This is a genomic window from Streptomyces cacaoi (genome assembly GCF_006539165.1).
In the GTDB taxonomy this organism is placed as follows: domain Bacteria; phylum Actinomycetota; class Actinomycetes; order Streptomycetales; family Streptomycetaceae; genus Streptomyces; species Streptomyces cacaoi.
In genome coordinates this window covers 82990-109238 of the sequence record NZ_BJMM01000002.1, presented here as the reverse complement: position 1 = coordinate 109238, position 26249 = coordinate 82990, and the positions used below count along the sequence as shown (strand labels likewise).

The window sequence follows — 26249 nt, the reverse complement described above, 5'->3', positions numbered from 1 at the left end:
CTCAGCCGAAGGTCGCCGGGTCGGGGCCGACGCGCACCCCGGTCTCCAGCGTGCCGATCGCCCGCATGTCCGCCTCGTCCAGCTCGAAGCCGAAGACGTCGATGTTCTCCCGGATCCGGGCCGGGGTCACCGACTTGGGGATGACGACGTTGCCCAGCTGGAGATGCCAGCGCAGCACCGTCTGCGCCGCGCTCCTGCCGTGCTTCTCGGCCACGGCGCGCACGGCCGGGTCGGTGAGCACCCCGTTGTTGCGGCCCAGCGGCGACCACGCCTCGGTGGCGATGCCGTGCTCGGCGTCGAAGGCACGCAGCTCCTCCTGCTGGAGCCTGGGGTGCAGCTCGATCTGGTTGACGGCGGGGACCGGGCCGCCGTCGTCGAGCAGCCGGCGCAGATGTTCCGGCTCGAAGTTGGAGACGCCCACGCTGCGGGCCCGGCCCTCGGCGTGGATCCGGGCGAGGGCCCGCCAGGTCTCCACGTACCGGTCCTGTCCGGGGGCCGGCCAGTGGATGAGGTAGAGATCGACGTAGTCGAGCCCCAGCCGGTGCAGCGAGCTGTCGAAGGCCCGCAGCGCGGCGTCGTGGCCCTGGTCGGTGTTCCACAGCTTCGTGGTCACGAACAGGTCCTCGCGCGGGATGCCGGAGGCGGCCAGGGCCCGGCCGGTGCCCCGCTCGTTCTCGTAGAGCGTCGCGGTGTCGATGCTCCGGTACCCGGCGTCCAGGGCCTCGGCGACGACGGCCTCCGCCTCCGCGTCGGGCACCTGGAAGACACCGAATCCGAGCTGGGGCATGGCCTCCCCGGTGTTGAGGGTGACCGCGGGAACGTGTGCGTTGCTCACTTCGACCTCGACTCGATGGGGACCGTGGCTCCACGGCCATTGACGCACACGTCCCGGCGGAACGCTCCACGGGCGACGTGGACCGCCGCCCGGCCCCCGGCGCTACGCCTCGGCCGCGACCGGTTCGGCGGCGGCCGGCTCGCTCTCCCGCGGGGCGGGGAGGACGGCGAAGAGCACGGCGGCGAGCAGCACGGTCGCGGCCCAGCCCAGCCCGTTCCTGCCGATCCAGGTGTCGACCAGCGGCCCGGTGAACCAGTCGACCTTGGTGAACCCGAGGCCGAGGACGAGCGCGACGCCCCAGGCGGTCATGGCCTGCCAGCAGTAGCCGCCGGCGTACCAGTAGCGGCTGCTGCGGGAGGTGTCGAGCAGCCCCTCGGGGTCGTAGCGGACGGCCTTGTGCCGGCGCCGCAGCATGTCCACGGCGTAGACGCCGACCCAGGCGGAGAAGGAGACGGCCAGCAGCGAGAGGAAGGAGATGAACGAGCCGTAGAAGCTCTTGGCGACGAGCATCAGCAGCAGCCCGCCGACGAGGCTGATGAGCGCGTTGATGCTCACGGCCCAGGCACGCGGCAGCTTGACGCCCATGGTCTGCGCGGTGAAGCCGGCCGAGTACATCGACAGGCTGTTGATCAGCACCATGCCGATCAGCGCGATGACCAGGTACGGCACCGCGAGCCACATCGGCAGCGCCTCGCCCAGGAAGGAGACCGGGTCGTCGGTCTTGGCGAGCGCCGGGGTCTCCACCGACATCACGCCGCCCATGAGCACCATGGGGACGAGTACCAGCAGGGCGCCGGAGATCGTCGTTCCGAAGATCTTCCGGCCGTCGGCGCTGTGCGGCAGATACCGCGCGAAGTCCGGTCCGGTGGGGATCCAGCTGATGCCGCCGGCCGCGATGGTGCCGATGCCCGCGATCAGCATGGCGGTGCCGCCGGCCGGCTTGGAGAACATCGCGTCCCAGTCGATGGTGGTGATCAGGTAGATGAGCACCAGCACGGTGAACACACCGAAGAGGTAGGTCGACCAGGTGTTGCAGATGTTGAGGACCTTCCGGCCCATGCCGCTGACGAGGAAGGTCACGCCGACGAACACCAGCAGCGTGACGATGATCAGCGGGGTGCTGGTCCGGACGCCGAACAGCAGGTCGAGGACGGTGAGCACGGCGTAGGCGCCGGTGACCGCGTTGATGGTCTCCCAGCCGAACCGGGCGACCCACAGGATCATGCCGGGGAAGTAGTTGCCGCGGACGCCGAACGTCGCCCGGGAGAGCATGGCGCCGGGCGCCCCGCCCCACTTGCCGGAGACGGACAGCAGCCCGACGAGGCCGAAGGAGACGCTTCCGGCGACGGCCGCGGCGAGCAGCACCTGCCAGAAGTTGAGGCCGTTGAAGACGACCAGCCCCGCGCCCATGGTGAGCAGCAGGACACTGATGTTGGCGGCCACCCAGGTGGGGAACAGCTCACGGACCCGGCCGCGGCGCTCGTGATCGGGTACCGGCTCGATCCCGCGGGACTCGACGGTCTCGTCGTGCGGGGATTGCGAGGCTTGCGGGGAGTCCGAGGCCGAGCCCGAGGACTTCGAGGACGTGGCCGGGGAGGGACCCTCACCGGCGTGGGCTGCGCCGGCTACGCCGGGGGAAGCTGCCATGGATGGTGCTCCGTGCGGTTCTCTGGTGCGTCGTGCGTCATTGCAGTCAAACGATGGCCCTGACCAGGACCGCGCCGGACTCTACGCGCGTTGCAGGGTGCTCTCCATCGTACATAGGCACGGACAGCTTCCCCCGCGCCTGGGGCGATCCTCCAAACCCCCCTGGCGGGGCCGGTTTCGGCGACCCCGCGCACCGCGCGTCCCGCGCACTCAGTCCGTCGGGACGAGCACCACCGGGCACCGGGCGTGCTGGAGCACCGAGTGGACCACCGGCCCGACCTGGAGCCCGAGCCTGCGCTGCTCCCGCCGTACGCCGAGCACCACCAGACGGGCCTGTGCGCTCAGCTCGATCAGGTACTCGGCGGTGGCGCCCTGGTGCTGCTCGGTGGTCACCCGCACCGCCGGGTGCCGCCGCCGGAAGGGCTCGACGGCCTCGCGCACGAACTCCGCCGCCCGCTGCGTCTCCTCGCTCGGCTCCTTGGGCGGCAGCTTCAGCGACAGACTGGGCATCGCCGGGTACGACCAGGCGTGCACGACCCGCACCGGCGAACCGTCCAGCTCGGCCTGTGCGCACCCGAAGGCCACCGGCTCGGTGGCGCCCGCCCACTTCAGACCGACGACCGTCTCGCCCGGCCCCTGCACCGCACCGGGCTCCACCCCGCGCACCACCATCAGCGGACCGGCCGCGTGCGCCGCCAGCCGCAGGCTGACGGAGCCGAGCAGCAGCCCGCGGAAGCCGCCGTGGCCGCGGGTGCCGATCACCGTCAGCTCCGCGTCCCGGCTCGCCTTGACCAGCGCGTCCGCCGGGGCCTCCGTCACTCCGCAGGGGTCGACCTCCAGGCCCGGCACCCGGTCGCGGGCGCGCTCGGCCGCGCCGGCGGCGACCTCGCGGGCGGCCTGCCGGGCGCGCTCCCGGTCGGTGTCGGTCTCGGGGACGACGCTGCGGCGCGGCGTCGTCGCCCCGCACAGGACCTCCAGCGCGGCGTTCCGCCGTGCGGCCTCGTCGGCGGCGCGGTCGAGCGCCCGCAGCGAGTGGGGGGAGCCGTCCACCCCGACGACCACACGGGGCGGCCGGCCGGGGCCCGGCCGGGCCTCCGGGCTGTCCTCGCGGTCCGGCCGGGGACCTTGCTGGGGGTGCGTCATGTCCGTCCTCTCCTCGCGTCCCTCGCGTCACCGCGCGGGTACCCCGCCGGCGGTTCCCACACCGGCCGGGCGCGGGCCGGCCCCGGCGGCTGCCGCGGCCTCAAGGGACCACCACGGCCCGGCCGTTGATCTTCCCGTCGTGCAGCAGCTGGTAGGCGCGCGGCGCCTCGTCCAGCGAGAACTGCTCGACGTGGATGTCGAGCATCCCCTGCCGGGCCAGGTCGAGCACCTCCTCCAGCTCGGATCTGCTGCCCCAGTACGGCGAGCGCACGGTCGTCTCGTACGGCAGGATGCCGAAGCCGACGGGCAGCGAGCCGCCGCCGATGCCGACGAGGGTCACGTCCGCCTCGATGCCGGCGCACTGCCCGGCGAGGGCCGTGGTGGGCGGGACGCCGACGAAGTCGAAGACGGCCTCGGCGCCGCGGCCGCCGGTCAGCTCCCGGATCCGTTCGGCCGCCTTGGTGTCCGACAGCAGCGCCTCGTGCGCGCCGACCCGGCGGGCCAGCTCCAGCTTCTCCTCCACGACATCCAGCGCGATCACCCGGGACGGCGTCATGGCGCGCAGCAGCTGGATGGCCACATGGCCGAGGCCGCCGGTGCCGATGACGACGGCGGTGGTGCCCGCCACCAGCTTCGGTACCGAGATCTTGATGGCGTGGTAGGGCGTCAGTCCGGCGTCCGTCAGCGGCACGGTGGAGACCGGGTCGAGGTCCCCGAGCGGCACGAGATGGCGGACGTCGTCCACCAGCAGGTACTCGGCCATGGCCCCCGGTTCGCCGAGGCCCGGCGGGTGGATGCCCTCCTTGGCCGCGCGCAGGCAGTAGTTCTCCTTGCCCTGCGCGCAGCTGTGGCACACCCCGCACCCCCACGGCCCGTACACCGCGACGGACTCGCCCACCGCGACCCCGCTCGCGCCGTCGCCCAGCGCCGCGACGGTGCCCACGCCCTCGTGGCCGAGCGTGAGCGGCAGCGGGAAGGTCAGCTGGTCGGCGGTCATGCTCATCACGGCGATGTCGGAGTGGCACGCGCCGGCCGCCGTGACCTTCAACAGGACCTGGCCCGGGCCCGGTTCGGGATCGGGGACGGTCGCGAGCGTCGGCGCCCCGCCGACGTGCTGGTACTGCAACGCCTTCATGCTTCTCCTCCTCCATCGGCGGGCCGGGCCGGCCGCCCGGTCCTCGACGTGCTCCGGCGCCTGGCTCCCGCCGGGGCGGCGCTCCTCCGGCGGCCGGTCGCCTCCGTACGGGAGAGGGGCGCCGCCGAGTAGCGGTTCAGGCCGCGATCCGGCCCGGCTTCCCGGCCGCCCCTTCCCGGCCCGTGCCCCCGGGCCGCCCCGCGCCGCTGCCCGGCCCGCCCTGCCCGGGATGCACGTCGACGACGAGCGCGTCGTCGCGCACATCGGCGACGAGCCTGTCGCCGGGCCCTGCCTCGCCGCCGAGCAGGAAGTCGGCCAGCCGGTTGTCCAGTTCGGTCCGGATGGTGCGGCGCAGCGGGCGCGCCCCGCACTCCGGCCGGTGTCCGTGTGCGAGGAGCAGCCGCCGGGCGGCGCCGGTCACCTCCAGCGTGATGTCCTGCGCCGCCAGCCGCCGTACGCCGGCCTCCAGCAGCAGATCGAGGATCCGGTCGAGGTCCTGCTCGGCGAGCGCGTGGAAGACCACGATCTCGTCGACGCGGTGGAGGAACGCGGGCAGGAAGCCGGCGTCGATCCGCTCGCGCAGCTGGTCGCGGACCGCGTCGACGTCCCCCTCGTGGTCGAGGAGGAGCCGGGACCCGAGGGTGCTCGTCATGATCACCAGCGTGTGCCGGAAGTCGACGGTGCGGCCCCGCGCATCGGTCAGCCGGCCGTCGTCCAGCACCTGCATCAGCACGTCGAACACATCCGGGTGCGCCTTCTCGATCTCGTCGAACAGCACGATGCTGTACGGCTGCCCGCGGACCCTGCCGGTGAGCTGCCCCTCCTCCTCGTGCCCGGCGTGCCCGGGCGGCGCGCCCACCAGCCGGGAGACCGTGTGCTTCTCCCGGAACCCGCCCATGTCGATCCGGACGAGCCGGCTCTCGTCCCCGAAGAGCAACTCGGCCAGCGCCTTGGCCAGTTCGGTCCTGCCGACGCCGGGCGGGCCGAGGAAGAGGAACGAGCCGGCCGGCCGGTCCGGATCGCCCACGCCCGAGCAGTTGCGGCGTACCGCCCGCGCGACCGCCGTGACGGCCTCGTCCTGCCCGACGACCCGGGCGTGCAGCGACTCCTCCAGCTTCATCAGCCGGTCGTTCTCGCTCTCGGTCAACCGGGCGACGGGGATGCCGGTGCGCCGGGAGACCACCTCGGCGACGTCCTCGGCCCGTACCGCCATGACGCCCTCGCGCCGCTCCCGGACGCCCGCCAGCTCGGCCTCGACCTCGGCGATGCGCCGCTTGAGGCCGCCCGCGCGCTCGAAGTCCTCCGCGGCGACGGCCTGGTCCTTCTCCCGCCGGAGCCGGGCGCGTTGATCCTCGCGGCCGGTCACCTCCGTCGAGCGGCCGAGCGCCCGCATCCGGACGCGGGCGCCCGCCGTGTCCATCAGGTCGACGGCCTTGTCGGGCAGGAAGCGGTCGGTGAGGTGGCGGTCGGCCAGCTCGGCCGCGGCGGCCAGCGCCGCATCGGTGAAGCGGACCTGGTGGTGCGCCTCGTAGGAGTCGCGCAGGCCCCGGAGGATCCGCACCGTCTCCGCGACGCCCGGCTCGGCCACCAGCACCGGCTGGAAGCGGCGCTCCAGTGCCGCGTTCTTCTCCACGTGCCGGCGGTACTCGTCCAGCGTGGTGGCGCCGACGATGTGCAACTCGCCGCGTACCAGCGCCGGTTCGAGGACGGCGCCCGCCTCCATGGCGCCCTCGCCCCCGGACCCGGCGCCGACGGCGGTGTGCAGCTCGTCGATGAACAGGATCACCGACTCCTTCCGCGCCTTCACCTCGTCGACGACCTTCTTGAGCCGCTCCTCGAAATCGCCCCGGTGCTTCGAGCCGGCGACGAGCGCCGGCAGATCCAGGCCCACCACCCGGACGTCCCGGAGGGTGCCGGGCACGTCCCCCGCGACGATGCGCTGGGCGATGCCCTCGACGACGGCGGTCTTGCCCACCCCCGGCTCACCGATCAGCACCGGGCTGTTCCTGGTCCGCCGGGCGAGGATCTCCAGCGTCTGCTCGGCCTCGTCGGCCCGGCCCACGACGACGTCGAGCCGGCCGGCCCTCGCCTCCTCGGTGAGGTCCCTGCCGTACGCGTCCAGGGTCGGGGTGCCGCTCGCGCCGCGTCCGCCCGCGGCCGGGCCGTCGCGCTGCGCGGCGGCCTCGGCGTCCCGCCCCAGCCGTTCGGTGTCGGCGCCCTGTCCGGCCAGGAACCGCGCGGCGGCCGCGTCCGGGTCGTCGAGCAGGGCCCTGAGGAGGTGTTCCGGCCCGATGTAGGAGGCCCCGGCGGCCCGTGAGCGGCGGTGGGCGGTGCTCAGCGCCCGCTTGGCCGCCGGGGTGAGCCCGGGTTCGGCCGAAGGGGTGCCGCTCTCCCCGGGGAGGGCCCGGGCGAGGGCGGAGGCCAGCGCGTCCGGGTCGGCTCCGGCGCGGGAGAGCAGGGAGCGTGCCGGGTCGATGCGGGTGGCCGCCCACAGCAGATGTCCGGTGTCGAGATCACCGCTGCCGTCCTCCCCGGCGCGGGCGCAGGCGCGGGCGAGCAGGTCCCGGGCCGCGTCGGTCAGCAGGCGGCCGACCGGCACCCGCTGCACCGCGGGCGGCGAGGAGTGGGGCGAGGTGCCGAAGAACCGGTCGAGCAGATCGGAGAACGGGTCGGCGCCGCCGGAGGAGCCGAGGTCGGGGGTCGTCATGGGGCACTCCGCGTCATGGGGCCACTGCGCGTGCGGCGCCGCCTGGCCGTGCGCGGGGCCGGCGCCGGCCGGGTCAGTGCTGCGGCTGGAGGAAGGTGAGCATGTCGTCCGCGTGCTCCTCCTCCTTCTCCAGGACGTTCTCCAGCACGCGCCGGGTGGTGGGGTCGGCGGAGCCGATCCAGTTGATCATCTCGGTGTACGAGGCGATCGCGATGCGCTCGGCGATGAGGTTCTCGCGGATCATCTCGGTCAGATCGTCCGAGGTCACGTACTCGGAGTGGGATCTGCCCAGCAACTCGGCCGGGTTCATCAGGGCCGTCCCGCCCAGCTGGTGGATGCGGGCCGCGATCTGGTCGGCGTGGTCCTGTTCCTCGTTGGAGTGTTCCAGGAACTCCTCGGCGACCGGCTCGGAGTCGAGCCCCTTGGCGGCGAAGTGGTGCTGGCGGTACCGCAGTACGCAGACGAGTTCGGTGGCGAGCGCCGCGTTGAGCAGCTCGATGACCCGGTCGACGTCGGTGCCGTAGGAGGTGGTCACCGGGCCGCTCATGATGCCGTCCCGCGCGCGGTCACGGAGTGTCTGCACATCGGTGAGGAAGTCAGCCATGCCCATTCCCTGCTCTCTGGCGGTGTATGACGTGTGACGTTCTGCGACGTCGGTCGGCTTCCGGGAGCACACCGGCTCGCCCCGCCGCCTCGCAGAGGCCCCGCCGCGGCCGGGCGGCGGTTCCCGCTCCACTACAGCAGCCCCCACAAAAGCCCGCAAAAGGTACTTCCGCCCCGCCCTCTCACCTGATAACTGGAAACTAATTTAACCGAGTCACATTTTCTCTGTTACCGTCCTCCCCATGAGCGAGCACCCCACCGGCCTGCGCGAGCGCAAGCGGCAGCGCACCTACCGGGCCATCTCCGACGCGGCCGTCGCCCTCTTCCTGGAGAAGGGGTTCGACCGGGTCTCGGTCTCCGAGATCGCCGAGGCGGCCGAGGTCTCCAAGCCGACACTGTTCCGCTACTTCCCCGCCAAGGAGGACATGGCCCTGCACCGCTTCGCCGACCACGAGGACGAGGCGGCCCGGGTCGTCACCGGCAGACCGGACGGCCGCACACCGCTCACGGCGCTCGAAGAGCACTTCCTCGCCGGGCTCCGGGCACACGACCCGGTCACCGGACTGTGCGACGCACCCGAAGTCCTCGCCTTCCACCGGCTGTTGTACGGAACGCCGAGCCTGCTCGCCCGGCTGCACACCTACACGGCCCGCTCCGAGGAAGCGCTCGCCGCCGCCCTGGAACGCGCGGCGCCGGACGCGGAGCGCACGGCGCTGACCGCCCGCGTGGCCGCCGGCCAGATCGTCTCCACCCAGCGCGTACTGGCCACCGGCAACTGGCGGCAGATCGCCGACGGGGCCGCTGCCGCCGCCCTGCTCCCCCGCGCCGAACGGGACGCACACCACGCCTTCGCCCTGCTGCGCACCGGCCTCGCCGCATACCGCTGACCGACCGCGCCCCGGCGCCTCACCGCCCCGCAGCCCCGTCGTCCCGCCGTCCCGCCTGCCCCGTCCGAGGAGGAGAACCGTCCATGACCGGAGCCCGCACACCGTCCGGCGCCCCCGGAACCGCCCACGCGCCGGGCCCCCGCGCGGCACGGCGCACCGGCCCGCCCGGGGACGGCGCAGCACCGCACGACACCGCGCACGAGGAGGCCCTGCGAGCCGAACTGGACGCCGAGCGCGCCCACATCGCGGCATGCCGCGCCGCGCTGGAGCGCTCCGTCGACGCCGCACAGCACCGCGTCCGGGAAGGCGCCGGGATCCTGCGCGGCGCACACACGGGCGACGACGCACAGGAGGGCGTCGCCGGGGACGGCGCCGGAGCCGAGGCACTCGGCCGGTATCTGCGCAGCCAGGCCAAGGAGTTGCGCGAGGAGCCGGCCGGACCGCCCTTCTTCGGCAGACTCGACTTCGCACCGGCCGGCGAGAAGACCGGCGCGGAGGCCGGCGAACACGCGGGCCAGCGCTACCACATCGGCCGGCGCCGGATCTCCGAACACCCGTCGGCGCCGCCGCTCGTCCTCGACTGGCGCGCCCCCGTCTCCCGCGCCTTCTACCAGGCCACGGCCCGCGAACCGCAGGGCGTGGCCGTCCGCCGCCGCTTCGGCTGGGCGCCCGGCAGCAGCGGCGCGCCCGAGGAGCTGACCGGACTGGAGGACGAGCCGCTCGGCGCGCCCGGCACCGAGGACGCCGGTGCGGACGGCGCGTACCGCAGCCGTATCGTCGCCCACGAGATCGAACGCCCCCGGGTCGGCCCGATGCGGGACATCGTCGCCACCATCCAGCCCGAGCAGGACGACATCGTGCGTGCCGGGCCGTCCGGTTCGGTGTGCGTCCAAGGGGCGCCCGGCACCGGCAAGACGGCGGTCGGCCTGCACCGCGCCGCCTATCTGCTGTACACCCATCCCCGCCGGATCGAGCGGGGCGGGCTGCTCGTGGTCGGCCCCAACAGGGCTTTCCTGCGCTACATCTCCGAGGTGCTGCCGTCCCTCGGCGAGGTGGGGGTGCGCCAGTGCCGGGTCGCCGATCTCCTGCCCGCGCACGTGGTCCGCGCCGAGGACCCGCCGCGCACCACGGCGCTGAAGCACTCGGCGCGGATGGCCACCGTCCTGCACCGCGCGCTCCACTCCCGGGTACGGCCGCCGGCGGAGCCGCTCACGGTGCCGGACGGCTCGTACCGCTGGCGGCTGCCCGCGGACGAACTGCGCACGGTCGTCGAGGAGACGCTCGCCCAGCAGCCGCCCTACGAGGTGGGCAGGGAGCGGGTACGGGCCCGCGTCGTGGCGCTGTTGCGGGCCCGGGCCGAACGCCGGGCCGGGCCGCCCGGCGCCGCCTGGGAGCGCCGCATCGGCCGGGCGCGTGCCGTCACCGCCTTCCTCGACGAGGTGTGGCCGCGCGTACGCGCCACCGAGGTCGTCGCCGGACTGCTGGGCGACGCCGAGGAGTTGGCGCGCGCGGGCGAGGGGCTCCTCGGCCCCGACGAGGTGACGGCGCTGGCCTGGGAGCCGCGCCGGGCCCGCACCGCACGCACCGCCCGCTGGTCGGAGGCGGACCTGCTGCTCCTGGACGAGGCCGCCGGACTGCTGGCACACCCCGAGGAGAGCTACGCCCACGTCGTGGTCGACGAGGCGCAGGACCTCTCCCCCATGGAGTGCCGGGTGCTGGCCCGCCGCAGCCGCTTCGGCTCGCTGACCGTCCTGGGCGATCTGGCGCAGGGCACCACCCCCTGGGCGGCCCGCTCCTGGCCCGCGCAACTGGCCCACCTCGGCGCGGCGGACGCCCGGGTGGTGCCGCTGACCACCGGGTTCCGGGTGCCCGCCGCGCTGATCGAGCCGGCCAACCGGCTGCTCCGGGAGCTGGACATCGACGTACCGCCGGCCCGGTCCCTGCGCACGGACGGCGCCCTGCGCACCCGCCGGGCGCCCGACGCCGGTGCGGTGCCCAGGGCGGTCGTGGAAGCGGCCGCCGCCGCGCTGCGTCTGGAGGGTTCGCTCGCGGTCATCGCGGCCGACGCGCGGGTGCCCGAGCTGACGGCCGCGCTCCGGACGGCGGGCCTGGCCACGGCGGCGCCCGGCGAGGACGACGGCGGGGCACGGGTGACCGTGGTGCCGGCCGGTCTCGCCAAGGGCCTGGAGTTCGACCACGTCGTCCTGGCCGAACCCGCGGAGCTGACGGCCGCCGGGGAGCACGGCCTCCGGCTGCTCTATGTCGCGCTGACCCGCGCCGTCTCCCGGCTGGAGATCGTCCATGCGCACCGGCTGCCGAGGGCCCTCGCGGGGGCGTTCGCCGGACGGAGCGGATGCGTGCGGGCCCGCTGAAGTCCCGCCGGGAAGGAGGCCGTTGGAGCCTCGCGCGGAGGGAGGTGTTGCGGTGTCGCGAGGGAAGGTGCGCCGGGCCTCGCGGGCCGCCCCCGGCCGACGGCTAGGCGGTCCGGCGGGCGGCGGCCTGGGGAACGAGGTCCCGCAGCCACTCGGGCTGTTCGGCGATCTCCAGCAGGAGGCACAACCGCGTGAGCGGATGGTCGCAGCCGAGGTCGTCGTCCAGTTCCACTTGCGCGAGGTGTTCGGTGCCTTGTGCGGTCACTGGGGCTCCTGTTGGGGACTGAAGCGCTCGAACTCCGCGGTGCCAACGTCGAGTTGCGTCACGGCTGGACTACAGACGCCATTCTCCCGGCCGCGTACTTACTTCCGCAAGTACATCTGCAATTACATCTGCAAGGACGCCGAGTTGTGAGACGCTCCCTGTGTCGCAACCGCTCACGGGGGACACTGAAGACCCAAGGGAGAGGTACATGCAGATCGAGAACGGCATCGAGGCCACCCGTATCGAGGGCGCGGTCTGGCGCAAGAGCCGTCGCAGCAACCCCAACGGCAACTGCGTCGAGGTGGCGACCCTGCCCGGCAAGGGCGTCGCCGTCCGCAACTCCCGTTTCCCGTCGGGCCCGGCGCTCGTCTACACGCCGGCGGAGATCGCGGCGTTCGTCCAGGGCGCCAAGGACGGCGACTTCGACGACCTCCTGGACCTCCAGGACTGAGGACCGCGGGCGCCCCGGCACAGGGGGGCGCCCGTCGATTCCCCCTCTGCCGCCGCCACATGCCTCGGGCATGTGGCGGCGGCGCATATGCATGGCACAGGTCGGCGGTATACAACCGGCTGTACGACCGGTTGCACGAGTGGGACACTGAGCGTTCGGAACGTCACTCAGGGAGACAAGGCAGGAGCCTTGATGTCAGCGAGGCAAGCGGTGCCGGCTCAGCCGGAGCGGGGAGGGCCGTTCGGGCGGGTACCGGACCACCCCAGAGGTGGGCCGACCATCCTGCGCATCGTGCTGGGAACCCAGCTGCGCCGCCTCCGGGAAGCACACGGAATCACCCGCGAGGAGGCGGGCGAGGCGATCCGCGGCTCGCACGCCAAGATCAGCCGACTGGAGCTCGGCCGGGTGGGCTGCAAGGAACGCGACATCGCCGATCTGCTGACGCTGTACGAGGTGTGGGACCCGCAGGAGCGGGAGGAGTACCTCCAGCTCGCGCGCCAGGCCGGCAACCCCGGCTGGTGGCAGAAGTACAGCGATGTCATGTCGCCGTGGTTCGACCGCCTCATCGGGATGGAGGAGGCGGCCTCCGTCATCCGTACGTACGAGGTGCAGTTCATCCCGGGTCTGCTCCAGACGAAGAACTACGCACGCGAGGTCATCCGGCTCGGCCACCCGCGGGACAGCGAGCAGCAGGCCGAGCGCCGTATCGATCTGCGGATGCGGCGGCAGGACATCCTGCACGTCCAGCACGGGCCGCGGCTGTGGGCCGTGCTGGACGAGGCGGCGCTGCGCCGTCCGCTGGGCGGGCACGCGGTGATGCGGGAGCAGATCGAGCATCTGATCGCCGTCAACCGGCAGAGCAACGTCACCCTCCAGATCGCGCCATTCAGCATCGGCGGTCTGGCGGCAGCGGGCGGCCCGGTGACGATACTGCGCTTCTCGGAGCCGGACCTGCCGGACATCGTGTATCTCGAACAGCTCTCCTCCTCGCTCTACCTGGAGAAGCGCGAGGAGGTGGAGGGCTACATGGTGGTGATGGACCGGCTGTGCGCGATGGCCGAACCACCGGGCAGAACCGGCCTCTTCCTGGAGAACCTGCTGAACGAGATGTGACCGCGGGCCGCGCCCCTGGGGGGTCGGCCCGCATCGCAGGAGCAGGCCCGCGCTTCCGGGGCCGGGCCCCCGTTTCCGGAGTCAGGGCTTGCGGGCGACGCCGCCGAACTCGAACCACTCGTCGGTGAGTTGCCGCGGGCCCAGCTCGGAGTCGGGCCGCCAGTCGTTGATCTCCCCGAGGCCCGGGTCGAGCACCTCCAGCCCCTCGAAGTACCGCTCGACCTCGTGCGGTTCGCGGACCCGGCCCCAGTTGCCGTGCGTGTTCTCGTCCATGAACGAGGTGACGAAGTCGCGCACGGACCGGTCGTGGCTCACCAACTGGTTGATCACGATGAGGCTGCCGCTGGGCAGCCGGTCCATCACCCGGCGCACCAGCGCGGCCGGGTCCGAGGAGTCGGGGATGCAGTGCATCACCGAGACGAAGAGCGCGGCGACCGGCTCGTCGAGCCGGATCAGACGCCGCACGTCCGGGTGCGCGAAGATCTCCTCCGTGTCCCGCATATCGGCCTGGATGACGCTCGTCCGGTCGTTCTCCTCCAGGAGCGCGCGGCCGTGCGCCAGGACGATGGGGTCGTTGTCGACGTAGACGACGCGGGAGGCCGGGTCGACGCGCTGGGCGACCTCGTGCACGTTGTCCTGCGTGGGCAGCCCGGAACCGTGGTCGAGGAACTGGCGGATGCCGTAGTCGGTGGCCAGCACTCGCACCACGCGCCGCAGGAAACGCCGGTTGTTGAGGGCGAGCGGTTTGGTGCTGGGCACCGTCTTGTCCAGCTCGGCGACGGCCTCACGGTCCACGGCGTAGTTGTCCTTGCCGCCGAGGTAGTGGTCGTACATCCGCGCGACGCTCGGGGTGGTCACATCCACTCCGAAGGCATCGGTGGTGGAAGTGCCCTCGTCGGCCCAGTTGTCCCGCATTTCCCGCCTCACGTCTCCCCCGCACGCCCGTGCGTGCGCACATCGTTCCCGGGAGAGGATGGCACGGGCCTGCCACCCGCACCACGCCAAGTCCCTTTTCCCTACGGGGAAATGACGCCTGGAGAAGCCCGGAGCCGACCGAAGGAGGCCGTCGACCGACGAGGAATCCCCGCCGACGGCGGCGGGGCACGGAGGAATCCGAGGGCGAACGCCGGAAACACCGGAAACACCGGAACACCGAAGACGCCGAAACGCTGAAGACGCGAACAACGCAGAAGACGCTGAAAGACGCCGAAAAGGGCGGACGGGACGCGAGCGGTGCATCACCCGGAAGGGGAGCGCCGTGACAGGCGGACGGGCGGCAGCCGCGTCAGCAGGTGCCGAGTTCGGCCCACACCTTGCGGCCGCAGGGGGTGTCGCCGGCGGAGACGCCCCAGCGTTCGGTGAGCGCACCGACGAGCTGGAGCCCCCGGCCGCCGACCTCCTCGGGGGCGGCGGAGCGGGCCCGGGGCACACAGCGTTCGGTGCCCTCGTCGGTGACCTCGATACGCAGCCGCTGCCCGTCGAGCTGGATGTTGCACCCTATGCGGCCGCTGTCGGTGTGCAGGACGGCGTTGGTCACGAACTCGGAGATCACCAGCAGGGCCGTGTGCCCCAGCTCCTCCGGGAATCCCCAGCGGCGCAGCTGGCCGCTGAGCCGGGACCTCGCCCGGGAGACGGAGGAGGTGTGCGCGGGCAGCTCGAAACCTTCGCGGCGGACGGGGCCGGCGGAGGCGCCGGAACCGGCGGGCTGCGGCAGGGCGAGCGGCGCGGGAGAGTACGAGGGGGCCACGGGCGGTACGCCTTCCGTCTACCTGCGGAGGGAGAGGACGGCTTCCGGCGTGCTCTCCGCATGACGCCCCGGCCCGGGACACGGGCGGGACGGCCGCAGGGCCGCCGGCCTGGCGCCGGGGCTGCCCTCCGGCAGCGCGAACGATGCGGTGCGACTCCGGGGCCGCGACCTCATGAGCTCGGTCACCTGTTCACTATGCGTCGCTCAGAAGCAGATGGCAAGAGGAGATCTGCAATTCGCAGAATCGCACGGGCAGTATGGCTGCTGCACAAGAGCCGTGGCACACTGCTGAACCGTCAACGATGCGCAGACAAAGGCAGTTGAGGAGGCACGCGTGGCCGAGACCCGTTCCGCGACGGTGGGGCAGATCGTCCTGGGACTGCGGCTGCGGGACCTCCGCGAGCGCGCAGGGTGTTCGTTCAATGACGCAGCGCACGCGCTGAGTGTCAACACGACCACCGTGCGCCGTATGGAGAAGGCGGAGGTCGGCCTCAAGCCGCCGTACGTGGAGAAGCTCCTGCGGGTCTACGGCCTCTCCGACGAGGAGGTCGAATCGTTCCTCTCCTTCGTGGAGGAGGCGAACCGGCCCGGCTGGTGGCACAGCTTCCGCGATGTACTGCCTGCCTGGTTCAGCCTGTACGTGAGCCTGGAGGGCGAGGCCAGCCTGATCCGGGCCTACGAACCGCACTGCGTACCCGGGCTGCTCCAGACCCCGGACTACGCCCGTGCCCTGCTGCGCACCGGCTTCCCGAACGCGAGCGACGAGGAGCTCGACCGCCGGGTCGCGCTCCGTATGGGCCGTCAGCAGCTGCTCGACGGCCCGGAGGCCCCCGTGCTGTGGGCCGTGCTCGACGAGCAGGTACTGCGTCGTCACGTGGGGTCACCGGCGGTGATGCGAGCCCAGATCGACCGGCTCGTGGAGCTGACCGCGCGCCCCAACATCACGTTGCAGATCATCCCGTTCAGCTCCGGGCCGCACCCCGGCATGTTCGGGCCGTTCCAGCTCTTCCGCTTCGACATCCCGGAGCTTCCGGACATCGTCTACACGGAGAGCCTCACGGGTGCCGCGTATCTGGACCAGCGTCCGGAGACCGCCGCGTACCTGGAGGTGCTGGACCGCATGGGCGCGCAGGCCGCGCCAGTACCACACACCGAGGCCGTCCTCGGTGACATCCGCAAGGAGTTCTGAACCATGGGTCACAGGGGTTATCCGCCTCGGATATACAACGGCATGCCGGCCAAGGACCTCGGCAGCGAGGGCTGGCACAAGCCCTGGAGCGGCACCAACGGCGGCAGCTGTGTCGAGGCGATGAAGCTTGGCGACGGCAGGGTCGCCCTGCGTCAGTCGACCGACCCGGAAGGGCCCGCGCTCATCTACACCACCCACGAGTTCGAGACCTTCCTCCGGGGCGCCAAGCAGGGGGCCGCGGACTTCCTGCTCGCCACCGACTGACGCCAGCCACTTCCCGGAACCCGGAACGGAGCACGCGATGACCGACCAGGGGAACAACCCCGTCATTGACACCAGCAAGCCGCACTCCGCACGGATGTACGACTATTACCTGGGCGGCAAGACCCACTACGAGGTCGACGTCCAGGCGGCGGAAGCGGTCATCGCCACCGTGCCGTTCGCGGGAGCCATGGCCCGCGCGAACCGGGACTTCATGATCCGGGCGACCCGCACGCTCGTCGAGGACTACGGCATCCGCCAGTTCCTGGACATCGGCTCGGGCATCCCCACCCAGCCCAACCTCCACCAGGTCGCACAGGGCGTCGCACCCGAATCCCGCGTCGTCTACACCGACAACGACCCCATCGTCCTCCAGTACGCACAGGCCCTCCTGCACAGCACCCCCGAGGGCCGCACCGCCTACCTCCAGGCCGACGCCTCCAAGCCGGAGACGATCCTGGACTCCGGCGAGCTGCGCAGCACCCTGGACCTCGACCGGCCGGTCGCCCTGTCGGTCAACGCGCTCTTCCACTTCGTCCCGGACGAGTGGGGCCCCTACGAGATCCTCGACGGCCTGATGTCCCGGCTGGCCCCGGGCAGCTTCCTGTGTCTGTCGCACGCCACCACGGACGTCGGCGATCCCGAACTGGCCGCGCTCGGACGGCGGGTGGAGGAGATCTACTCCCGGGGCGGCACCACCCTGCGGCTGCGCGACAGCGCCGAGATCGCCCGGTTCTTCCACGGGCTGGAGCTGATCGACCCGGGCATCACCATGGCCCACCACTGGCGTCCCGACGCCGGCACGGAGACCGAACTCAAGGACGGCGAGCCGAGCATGTTCGCCGGCGTGGCACGCAAGCCCTGACCGACTCGACCTCTGGACACGCGCTGATGACGGAGAACGCGATGGCACGCCCCGGCGAAGCGGCGTCGGGGGACGCCGGCAAGCCCCATGTGGCCCGCATGTACGACTACTACCTCGGCGGCAAGACGCACTACGAGGTGGATGTCCGGGCCGCCGAGGCGGCCGTCGCCACCCTGCCCCAGATCGTGCCGGCGGCGCGGGCCAACCGGGACTTCATGATCCGGGCCACCCGCACCCTGACCGCCGAGTACGGCATCCGCCAGTTCCTGGGCATCGGCTCGGGCATCCCCACACAGCCCAACCTCCACCAGGTCGCACAGGGCGTCGCACCCGAATCCCGCGTCGTCTACACCGACAACGACCCCATCGTCCTCCAGTACGCACAGGCCCTCCTGCACAGCACCCCCGAGGGCCGCACCGCCTACCTCCAGGCCGACGTCCGCGAGCCCCGCGCCATCCTCGATGCGGAGGAGCTGCGGGGCACGCTGGACCTGGAGCAGCCGGTGGCCCTGTCGGTCAACGCGCTGCTGCACTTCGTGCCCGAGGACTGGAAGCCGTACGAGATCGTCTCCGCGCTGCTGGAGGAGCTGGCCCCGGGCAGCTTCCTGTGCCTGTCGCACGGGATAGCCGATGTGCCGGACGAGGAGCTGTCGGCACGTCTGGGCGATGTGTCCGGCATCTACCAGCGCGGCGGCACCCCGATCACGCCGCGCACCCGCGCCCAGGTCGCCCGCTTCTTCGACGGGCTGGAGCTGCTGGAGCCCGGCATCACCATGGTCCAGGCGTGGCGGCCCGACCCGGAGGCCGCCGCCACGCTCCCTCCGGAACAGCTGACGATGTACGCGGGCGTCGCCCGCAAACCCTGAGCCCCGCCCGGTGTCCCGCCCCGTACGGGGGCCGGGACGGGACACCGGGCGGCACATCGCCTCCGGCGCCGATGCCGGTGCCACGGCCGGGCGTTGACAGCGTGCCGCCCCGGAGCCGAGCATAAGCGGGCGCTTAACCGCGCTGTCCGCCCGGTACGCCCGGATGCCGGATCACGCCCGGCCCCGGGACCGTCCGCCCGCGGGAGGCGGCGCGCCGCGCGTCCCCGCCGTCTCACGGGATCGGACCGACCATGGCCACACCCTCGCTCCTGCTCTCCCGCCGCGATCTCGACTTCCAGCTCTACACCTGGCTGGACACCGAGGAGTTGACGCACCGGGATCGGTACGCCGAGCACTCCCGGGAGACGTTCGACGACGCGCTCACGCTCAGCGAGCGGATCGCCGGCGAGCACTTCGCGCCGCACAACAGGAAGAACGACCTGGAGGAGCCCTGGTTCGACGGCGAACGCGTCCACACCGTCCCGGAGGCCGCCGAGGCGCTGAAGGTCTTCGCCGACTCCGGGCTGCTGGCCGCCGCGGTCGGTCCGGAGGCCGGCGGCATGGGCCTGCCGCACACCGTGACGACCGCCTGCTTCGCCTGGTTCCAGGCCGCCAACATCGCCACCGCCGCCTACCCGTTCCTCACCCTCGGCAACGCCCGTCTGCTGGGCGCCCACGGCTCCCCCGAGCAGATCGCCACCTATGTGCAGCCGATGCTCGACGGCCGGTTCCTGGGCACCATGTGCCTGTCCGAGCCGCAGGCGGGCTCCTCGCTGGCGGACGTCGCGACCCGCGCCGAGGAGCAACCGGACGGCGGCTACCGGCTGTTCGGCACCAAGATGTGGATCTCCGGCGGCGACCACGAGCTGTCCCGCAACATCGTCCATCTCGTGCTGGCCCGGATCCCCGGAGGCCCGCCGGGGGTCAAGGGGCTCTCGCTGTTCATCGTCCCCAAGTACCTGGTGGGGCCGGACGGTTCGCCGGGCGAGCGCAACGACGTCACCACCGTCGGGCTGAACCACAAGATGGGCTACCGCGGCACGACGAACACCCTGCTCGCCTTCGGCGAGGGCACCGCCTTCCGGCCGGGTGGCGCCGCCGGTGCCGTCGGGGAACTGGTCGGCGAGCCGCACCGCGGGCTCGCGTACATGTTCCACATGATGAACGACGCGCGTATCGGCGTGGGCGCCGGCGCCATGGCCCTCGGGTACACGGGCTATCTCAAGTCGCTGCGGTACGCGAGGGAACGGCCGCAGGGGCGGCCGCTGCGGGGCGGACCCGGCAAGGACCCGCGGACGCCGCAGGTGCCGATCGTCGAGCACGCCGACGTCCGGCGGATGCTGCTGGCGCAGAAGTCCTATGTCGAGGGCGCGTCGGGCCTGCTGCTGTACTGCGCCCGGCTCGTCGACGAACAGCACTCGGCGCCGACGCCGGAGGCCCGCGCCCGTGCCGGGCTGCTGCTGGACGTGCTGACCCCGATCGCGAAGAGCTGGCCCTCGCAGTGGTGTCTGGCGGCCAACGACCTGGCCGTCCAGGTGCACGGCGGCTACGGCTACACCCGCGACCACGACGTCGAGCAGCACTACCGGGACAACCGGCTCAACCCCATCCACGAGGGCACACACGGCATCCAGGGCCTCGATCTACTGGGCCGCAAGGCCGTGATGCAGGACGGCGCCGGGCTGCGCGCGCTCGGCGAGGCCGTCGGCCGGACGGTCGAGCGGGCCCGGCGGGCGGGCGGCGAGGCGGCACGGCTCGCGGACGCGCTGGCCGGCGCGTGGCAGCGGGTCGTCGAGGTCACGGCCCGGCTGTGGCAGGACGGGCCCGGCGGGGCCACCACGGCGCTGGCGAACTCGACCGTGTATCTGGAGGCCGTCGGGCACGTCGTCGTCGCCTGGATCTGGCTGGGCCAGTTCCTGGCCGCCGACGGCGCACCGGCCGGGGCGGCGGCACGCCCGGCCGATGCCGCCTTCCTCCAGGGCAAGCGGCAGGCGGCCCGGTACTTCTACCGGTGGGAACTGCCGCGCACCCGGGTCCAGTTCGCGCTGCTGGAGTCGCTCGACACGACCGTCCTGGACACCGACCCGGACTGGCTCTGACCGGCTCTGACTGGATCTGACCGGCCCCGACCGGCCCCGACCGGCTCCGACCGCGGCGCCGGGCCGTCACTCCCCCGCGGGTCCGAGCAGCCCGCCCGAGGGGTCGCAGGCCAGGGCCGTGGCGGAGGCCGGTGCCCCCTCCACGCTGCTGCGGTCGTGGACGACGCGGACGACCCGCGTGCCGGTCAGCCCGGGCCGGATCACGAACGTCCCGCCGTGGCCCGGCACCGGGACGAGCACCGCCCCGGGCAGCGCGGTGGCCAGCGCCCGGGCCTCGCTCCTGAGGTCCGGCGCGTAGCGGATCTCGGTGCGCCCGGTGAGCATGCCGTCCGCCTGCCCCGGCTCGCCGGGGTGCCGCGCGGCGACGTCGAACCCGGTGTCCCGCAGCCGGCGCGCCATCCGGTCCCCGGCGCCGCCCGCCCCCCGCACCCGCACCGCGATACGGGCCGGGTCGGCGGCCACCGGGCGGGTGCCGGGCGGCGGTCCCAGCCGGGGTTCGGAGCGCAGCGGCCGGTCGGCGCGCAGCGTGCGGAAGAGCAGCCGGGCGCGCGGGGCGTCCCAGACGAGCGTCGAGCCCCAGCCGGGCACCCGGTGGTCGAACTTCTCGATGGGGACGGTCGCGAACTCCATGTGGTCGCCGTCGAGTCCGCGCAGCGACCGCCCGATCTCCACGAGCCGTGCCGCGGTCAGCCCCGGGTCGGTGCGCACGGTGCCGCGCAGGGCCCGCACCGCGTCGAGCAGCCGGGCCGGACGGCCGGTGATCCCGGGGTCGGTGAGCCGGCGCATCATGCCCGCCATGAGCTGCTGCTGACGGCGCACCCGCCCCAGGTCGCCGGGCGGCTGCACATGCCGGGCGCGGACGAAGCGCAGCGCCTCGCGGCCGTCGGTGTGGTGCGAGCCGGCGGGCATGGCCAGCCCGGAGTTGGCGTCGTGGAGGTCCTCGCGGGTGCACACGGGGGCGCCGCCGAGCCGGTCGACGGCGCGGACGAACCCGGCGAAGTCGGTCTCCAGATAGTGATCGATGTCCACGCCGGTGGCCTGTTCCACGGTGCGGACGGTCAGTTGGGGGCCGCCGTGCCGGTGCGCGGCGTTGATCTTCCCCTGGTGGGTGCCGGGCCGGGGCCCGGTCGCCTTGCCCTCCGGTTCCTTCTCCCGGTGCGGCGCGAACCGGACCCAGGAGTCCCGCGGAATGCTCACGAGCGAGGCACGGCGGCGGTCGGCCGACAGGTGCAGCAGCATCATGACGTCCGTGCACTCGCACGCGGTACCGCCCACGTGGAGCCGGTCGCGCTGCCGCTTCGTGAGGCCCTCGCGGGTGTCGAGGCCGACCAGCAGGAGGTTCAGCGGCCGGGCCGTGACCTGGCCGCGGGGGTCGGGCACCCCTCGGGCGGGCCCGGCGGGCGCCGCCGTCACGCCGGTGGTCAGCAGGGCGCCGGCCGCGCACAGGAGCGCGAGGCGGCGCAGCCGCCGGTGCCGGTGGGCGGGCGGACCGTCAGGGACGGGCGGGGACGTGCTCAGGGGCTCGCTCATGGGTCGGGGACCTCGCTTCGAGCGGAAAATATGATTTCGGACGCCAGACGGGGCTCTTCCCCGCTTCCCGGCACACACCGCCCGTCGGCGCCGCCCGGTCACCCGCCCGGTCCAAGCGGCCCCGCGTTCACTCCTCGCCGAGGTCACGCGGCTCCAGCGGCCGGGTCGCCGGGCCCTGGATGACGCCGCCGTCGGTGCCGAACCGGGAGCCGTGGCAGGGGCACTCCCAGGCCGCCTCGGCGTCGTTGAACCGCACCAGGCACCCCAGATGGGTGCAGCGCGGCGAGAGGGCGCGCAGCTCTCCCTCGGGCGTCCGGTGCACCGCGCAGCGCCGCCCGCCCACACGGACGATCGCGCCGGTGCCCGGGGCGATCTCGTCCACCGAGTCGACGTAGGAGGGGCGCAGCCGGTCGCCGACGTAGCGGCGGGCGACGGCGGACTGTATGCGCAGCAGCGCGGGTGCCTCGCGGGGCCGCAGCCGCACCGGGTCGTACAGCCGTGCCCAGGGCGGCAGCGGCGCCCCGCTGATGTGCGCGCTCAGCAGCCGGCCGGCCAGTACGCCCGAGCTCATGCCCCAGCCCCCGAACCCGGTGGCGACCCAGGCGTGTTCCGAGGCGGGGTGGAAGCGCCCGATGTACGGCAGCCGGTCGGTGGTGTCGTTGTCCTGGGTCGCCCAGCGGTGGGCGAGCCGGGCCGACGGAAAGCGCTGGTAGGTCCAGGCGGCGAGGCGCTCGTAGCGGGCGGCGACGCTGCCGATGCCCCGGGTGCCGGGCGTGAAGGTCTCCCCGGTGACGATCAGCAGCCGCTGTCCGGGCGTGAACGGGTAGGGCGCGGTGCGCACCGAGCGGGTGCCGCGCTCGGGCAGCAGATAGGTGCCGGCCGGGTCCTCGTCCTGGGGCAGCAGCGCCGAGATGACCAGTGCGCGGCGCGGGACGAGCCGGGAGAACAGCAGCGCCCGGTCGAACACGGGGTAGTGCGTGGCGACGACGACGTCGCGGGCGACCACCTCGGCGCCGTTCTCGGTGGCCAGCCGGCACGGCTCGCCCTCGTCCAGACCGACCACGCGGGTGCGTTCGTACAACAGACCGCCGCGGCGCTCGATGTCGTCGGCGAGGCCCAGCAGGTACTTGCGCGGGTGGAACTGCGCCTGGTTCTCCACGCGTACGGCCGCGCGGACGGGGAAGGGCAGACCGGTGTCCGTGCCGAAGGAGGCCGGCAGACCGGCGTCGGCCGCCGCGCTCGCCTCGGCGCGGATCTCGTCCTCGTGCTCCTCGGACTCCACACAGGTGTGCGCCGGCACCCGCTCGAACTCGCAGTCGACGCCGAGTTCTTCGGCCACGTCCGCGACGTGTTCGACGGCGTCCTGCTGCGAGCACGCGTACAGCCGGGCGTCCTCGGCGTCGCGGACCGAGCGCAGCCAGCTGTACATCAGGCCGTGCAGCGCGGAGAGCTTCGCCGTGGTGTGGCCGGTGACGCCGGCGGCCAGCCGGTCCGACTCCAGGACGGCCACGCGCAGCCCCGCGCGGGTCAGTTCCCAGGCGGCCGACAGGCCCGCCACTCCCCCGCCGACGACGGCCACATCGGCCCGCAGGCTGCTGCCCGGCTCCAGCGGCGGCCTGCGCGCCGCCGCGGCGGAGAGCATCCAGTACGACTCGTAACCCACGGGCAGCGTCGTCATCCGTGCGCTCCTTCCGGTTCCGGGGCCCCGCCCGGTGCCCCGATGTCGCCTGTGTGGTTCCCGCTGGGCCGGCGCTCATCCGCGCGGGCGCGCGGTCCGCCGGCGGTCGTGTGCGCGGCCGGACGGCCCCGAGGGGCGTCAACCGTCTTGTCGGGAGGGGTTCTTGGGCCATTTCCCCGGTTTCTGCCCGCACAGTGCAGTCATGGCGCTACCGTGTGTGCCCGCGGGATCGATCGGTTGCCAGCCACAGGCCGGGAGGGTTCGCCGATGAGCGAGGGAGAACACCTGACGCCGGCCCACCACGTGGGCGAGCTGCTGGCACGTGCGCGAAATCCGTTCGACGTTCCGGATGCGCTGCTGCGGCGGCTGGACAGCGCGCTGATGGTCCAGGTCGAACTCGCCGGGTGGCGGCACCGCAACAATCCCCGCCCCGCGCTGCGGTGCAGCAGTTTCCGGCACGCCTTCCTGCTGGCCGACGGCGGCAGCGCCGTGCTGTGGGAGCTGTGCTACGACGACCCGGAGCACGGCGGCGAGCTGCGCGAGGTGTACGCCGACGAGGCCGAACTGCGGCGCGCGGAGCAGCGGGTGCACCGCCGGATGGGCGGTGGGCCGCGCACCGGCCCCGGGAGCACGGCGAGCGGGGAGCCGGCCGCGCGCCGGGGCCCGGCCGAGCCGCGGTCCTCCTGCGGGCATCTGTCCGCACCGGACACGACGGCGCAGGGGGCGCACACCTACACCGGTGAGGACTCGCCCGACCATGCGCGCCGGCTGCTGCGCCGGGCCGAGAACCCGGACCGCCCGGGCGAGGACGTGCGCAGGCGCCTCGCGACGGCGCTGGGCCACGACATCGTCTACGTACCGAGGCCGTCGGCCTGGGAGAGCAGGGGAAGAGTGTGGTGCTCGGTGTACCAGCACGCGTTCCTCCTCGCGGACGGCAGCGAGATCAGCCTCTACGAGCTGGAGCACAACCTCTCCGGGAGCGGGCGGCTGGTGTGCGAGGTGTATCTGGAGGAGACCGTCGCGGACGAGGCGGTCCTGCGCATGGCCCGCGAGCGCGGCATCGATCTGTGAACGGGCCGGACGCCCTCGGCCTTCCGGCGGGGTACCGGTAGCGCGCGGCTCCCGTCCCCGGTGCCCCGGCCGGTCCCGCGTCCGCTTCCACGCCGTCCCCGCGCCGCTTCCATGCCGTCCCCGCGCCGCTTCCATGCCGTCCCCGCGTCCGCCTTCTCGTCGTCCCCGGCTCACGCCTCCCCCGTGTCCCCGGACGTCGGCCGACGGGGTCGCACGGACGGCCGGCGCACACCGCGCCGTGCGCCAACTTGCGCCCGTGCGCCGGGGGTTGAGCGCCCCGGCTGCCTCTTGTGAGGCCGGAATCGGCGCCTCTATCGTGAGCGGGCTCGGCCAAGCTTTCCGTGGGTCGCCAGACAACGAAAGGGACCGGCCATGTCCGCTCGTGGGCGCCACCGCCGCAGCAAGCCTCGTTCCACCGCACGCGTCACCCTGCGGCTGACGGCGGGCAGTGCGGGAATCGCCATCCCCATCGTGGCGGCACAGGTCGCACACGCCGCGCCGCAGGACGCCTGGGAGAAGGTCGCCGCCTGCGAGAGCAGCGGCCGGTGGGACACCAACACCGGCAACGGCTACTTCGGCGGGCTCCAGTTCACCCGCAGCACCTGGCAGGCGTACGGGGGCACGGCCTACGCGGCCCGGGCCGATCTGGCCACCAAGGGCGAGCAGATCGCCGTGGCGGAGAAGGTGCTGCGCGGGCAGGGCGCGGGCGCCTGGCCCAACTGCGGCCCCCGGGCCGGGCTTTCCCGGGCGGCGGCGGACCCGGACACCGGCTCCGCCGTGCGGTCGGCCGCGGCCCCGCAGGCGCGGCAGCGCACGGCGCAGGAGCCGCGGCGGTCCCGGCCCGCGGGCGGCCGGGCGGAACGGGCGGCGAAGGCGACCGCCGAGCGGCAGAAGAAGCCGACGACGTACGAGGTGGTGGGCGGCGACACCCTCTCGGGCATCGCGGACACGCACCGGGTGGACGGCGGCTGGCGGTCCCTGTACGACGCGAACCGGAGCACGGTCGGCGACGACCCGGATCTGATCCTGCCGGGCCAGCGGCTGAGCATGACCGGCTCCAGCCGGACGTCCGCCGGCGGGCACACCGGTCACCGGGCTCCCGAGCGGCAGGCTTCCCCGCAGCGGCAGGCCGCACCGCCGCAGACGAAGACCGCGGCGCAGAAGGCGGCCGAGGAGCGGGCTGCGAAGGAGCGCGCCGCGAAGGAGAAGGCCGCGAAGGAGCGCGCGGCGAAGGAGAAGGCGGCCAAGGAGAAGGGCGCCGAGGAGAAGGCCGCCAAGGAGCGGGCCGCGGCCAAGCGGCAGGCGGCGCAGAAGAAGAGCGCCCCGGCGGTCACGGCCCCGGTCAGCGGGGTGGCGCCGAGCACCGCCTACCGCGCGGCGGGCGGCAGTTGGTCGTCCGGACACCACACCGGGGTGGACTTCCCGGTGGGCACCGGGACGACCGTCAAGGCCGTCTCCTCGGCGCGGGTCGTCTCCGCCGGCTGGGCCGATGCCTACGGGTACCAGGTGGTGCTGCGGCACCCGGACGGCAAGTACAGCCAGTACGCGCATCTGTCGGCCATCTCGGTGCGGGCCGGGCAGTCCGTCGACACCGGGCAGCGCATCGGCCGCTCGGGCTCCACGGGCAACGCCACCGGGCCGCATCTGCACTTCGAGGTACGCACCGGCCCCGGCTACGGCAGCGACATCAATCCGCTCACCTATCTCCGGCAGCGCGGCGTCCGCATCTGAACGGCGGGGCCGACGGCCGGGCGGCACGGTGCCGCACCGGGCACCGCGTCACCG

General features: G+C 73.3%; 22 protein-coding genes. 11 read left to right on the top strand and 11 right to left on the bottom strand.

All coding sequences use genetic code 11. The features are described from left to right. Window position 1: 1 nt before the first annotated feature. The 6 genes from SCA03_RS00955 to SCA03_RS00930 all read right to left on the bottom strand — a co-directional run bounded on the left by SCA03_RS00955 (window position 2) and on the right by SCA03_RS00930 (window position 8071). Window positions 2-787, bottom strand: coding sequence for an aldo/keto reductase (locus tag SCA03_RS00955; protein ID WP_051856187.1), 786 nt, complete (start codon window positions 785-787; stop codon window positions 2-4). Window positions 788-937: 150 nt separating this feature from the next. Beyond that, the gene (locus SCA03_RS00950; protein WP_037865846.1) at window positions 938-2482 is read right to left on the bottom strand and encodes a purine-cytosine permease family protein; all 1545 of its coding nucleotides are present in this window, start codon (window positions 2480-2482) and stop codon (window positions 938-940) included. A 210-nt stretch (window positions 2483-2692) separates the two neighbouring features. Further along, window positions 2693-3625, bottom strand: coding sequence for a universal stress protein (locus tag SCA03_RS00945; RefSeq protein WP_051846392.1), 933 nt, complete (start codon window positions 3623-3625; stop codon window positions 2693-2695). Window positions 3626-3725: 100 nt separating this feature from the next. Next, window positions 3726-4760: an NAD(P)-dependent alcohol dehydrogenase gene (locus SCA03_RS00940; protein WP_030878863.1), complete on the bottom strand. Its 1035-nt coding sequence runs from the start codon at window positions 4758-4760 to the stop codon at window positions 3726-3728. Between the two features lie 136 nt (window positions 4761-4896). After that, a complete protein-coding gene (locus SCA03_RS00935) occupies window positions 4897-7467 on the bottom strand; it encodes an ATP-dependent Clp protease ATP-binding subunit (protein ID WP_086816846.1) in 2571 nt (856 codons plus the stop codon). Between the two features lie 73 nt (window positions 7468-7540). After that, on the bottom strand, window positions 7541-8071 hold the full coding sequence (locus SCA03_RS00930) for a ferritin-like domain-containing protein (protein WP_030878865.1): 531 nt from the start codon (window positions 8069-8071) through the stop codon (window positions 7541-7543). 241 nt (window positions 8072-8312) lie between these two features. On the opposite strand from SCA03_RS00930, the gene SCA03_RS00925 reads away from it, so the two are divergent. Together SCA03_RS00925 and SCA03_RS00920 are read left to right on the top strand one after the other, a co-directional pair. Further along, window positions 8313-8957 (top strand): TetR/AcrR family transcriptional regulator, encoded by a 645-nt coding sequence (locus SCA03_RS00925; RefSeq protein ID WP_030878868.1) that lies wholly within the window; start codon window positions 8313-8315, stop codon window positions 8955-8957. Window positions 8958-9040: 83 nt separating this feature from the next. Continuing rightward, window positions 9041-11329 carry a HelD family protein gene (locus tag SCA03_RS00920; protein ID WP_086816844.1) on the top strand — a complete coding sequence of 763 codons (2289 nt, stop codon included), beginning with the start codon at window positions 9041-9043 and terminating at the stop codon, window positions 11327-11329. 103 nt (window positions 11330-11432) lie between these two features. On the opposite strand, the gene SCA03_RS34915 is transcribed toward SCA03_RS00920, so the two are convergent. Beyond that, window positions 11433-11594 (bottom strand): hypothetical protein, encoded by a 162-nt coding sequence (locus tag SCA03_RS34915; RefSeq protein ID WP_158102330.1) that lies wholly within the window; start codon window positions 11592-11594, stop codon window positions 11433-11435. A gap of 208 nt (window positions 11595-11802) precedes the next feature. On the opposite strand from SCA03_RS34915, the gene SCA03_RS00915 reads away from it, so the two are divergent. Next, window positions 11803-12045: a DUF397 domain-containing protein gene (locus SCA03_RS00915; RefSeq protein WP_030878870.1), complete on the top strand. Its 243-nt coding sequence runs from the start codon at window positions 11803-11805 to the stop codon at window positions 12043-12045. Window positions 12046-12255: 210 nt separating this feature from the next. Then, on the top strand, window positions 12256-13158 hold the full coding sequence (locus SCA03_RS00910; RefSeq protein ID WP_371863886.1) for a Sco1979 family transcriptional regulator: 903 nt from the start codon (window positions 12256-12258) through the stop codon (window positions 13156-13158). An 81-nt stretch (window positions 13159-13239) separates the two neighbouring features. Here SCA03_RS00910 and SCA03_RS00905 read toward each other — a convergent pair whose 3' ends face one another. Beyond that, a complete protein-coding gene (locus tag SCA03_RS00905; RefSeq protein ID WP_051846393.1) occupies window positions 13240-14073 on the bottom strand; it encodes an SAM-dependent methyltransferase in 834 nt (277 codons plus the stop codon). 370 nt (window positions 14074-14443) lie between these two features. After that, complete coding sequence (locus SCA03_RS00900) at window positions 14444-14905, bottom strand: ATP-binding protein (RefSeq protein ID WP_030878877.1); 462 nt, start codon at window positions 14903-14905, stop codon at window positions 14444-14446. 334 nt (window positions 14906-15239) lie between these two features. On the opposite strand from SCA03_RS00900, the gene SCA03_RS00895 reads away from it, so the two are divergent. The 5 genes from SCA03_RS00895 (at window position 15240) to SCA03_RS00875 (ending at window position 20185) form a co-directional block, all read left to right on the top strand. Next, on the top strand, window positions 15240-16094 hold the full coding sequence (locus SCA03_RS00895; protein ID WP_030878880.1) for a Sco1979 family transcriptional regulator: 855 nt from the start codon (window positions 15240-15242) through the stop codon (window positions 16092-16094). Between the two features lie 3 nt (window positions 16095-16097). Further along, on the top strand, window positions 16098-16358 hold the full coding sequence (locus tag SCA03_RS00890; protein WP_030878883.1) for a DUF397 domain-containing protein: 261 nt from the start codon (window positions 16098-16100) through the stop codon (window positions 16356-16358). A gap of 37 nt (window positions 16359-16395) precedes the next feature. Next, window positions 16396-17220: an SAM-dependent methyltransferase gene (locus tag SCA03_RS00885; RefSeq protein WP_086816842.1), complete on the top strand. Its 825-nt coding sequence runs from the start codon at window positions 16396-16398 to the stop codon at window positions 17218-17220. A 26-nt stretch (window positions 17221-17246) separates the two neighbouring features. After that, window positions 17247-18086, top strand: a complete 840-nt coding sequence (locus tag SCA03_RS00880; RefSeq protein ID WP_230988425.1) for an SAM-dependent methyltransferase — start codon at window positions 17247-17249, stop codon at window positions 18084-18086. Between the two features lie 251 nt (window positions 18087-18337). Then, complete coding sequence (locus tag SCA03_RS00875) at window positions 18338-20185, top strand: acyl-CoA dehydrogenase (protein WP_086816840.1); 1848 nt, start codon at window positions 18338-18340, stop codon at window positions 20183-20185. A 66-nt stretch (window positions 20186-20251) separates the two neighbouring features. On the opposite strand, the gene SCA03_RS00870 is transcribed toward SCA03_RS00875, so the two are convergent. Both SCA03_RS00870 and SCA03_RS00865 read right to left on the bottom strand, forming a co-directional pair. Beyond that, on the bottom strand, window positions 20252-21715 hold the full coding sequence (locus tag SCA03_RS00870; protein WP_086816838.1) for an LCP family protein: 1464 nt from the start codon (window positions 21713-21715) through the stop codon (window positions 20252-20254). Window positions 21716-21842: 127 nt separating this feature from the next. After that, a complete protein-coding gene (locus tag SCA03_RS00865) occupies window positions 21843-23393 on the bottom strand; it encodes an FAD-dependent oxidoreductase (RefSeq protein WP_086816836.1) in 1551 nt (516 codons plus the stop codon). 267 nt (window positions 23394-23660) lie between these two features. Here SCA03_RS00865 and SCA03_RS00860 point away from each other — a divergent pair, with 267 nt between their 5' ends. Then, a complete protein-coding gene (locus SCA03_RS00860) occupies window positions 23661-24464 on the top strand; it encodes a DUF6227 family protein (RefSeq protein ID WP_086816834.1) in 804 nt (267 codons plus the stop codon). Between the two features lie 372 nt (window positions 24465-24836). Then, the gene (locus SCA03_RS00855; protein ID WP_086816832.1) at window positions 24837-26195 is read left to right on the top strand and encodes a transglycosylase family protein; all 1359 of its coding nucleotides are present in this window, start codon (window positions 24837-24839) and stop codon (window positions 26193-26195) included. Window positions 26196-26249 lie beyond the last annotated feature (54 nt).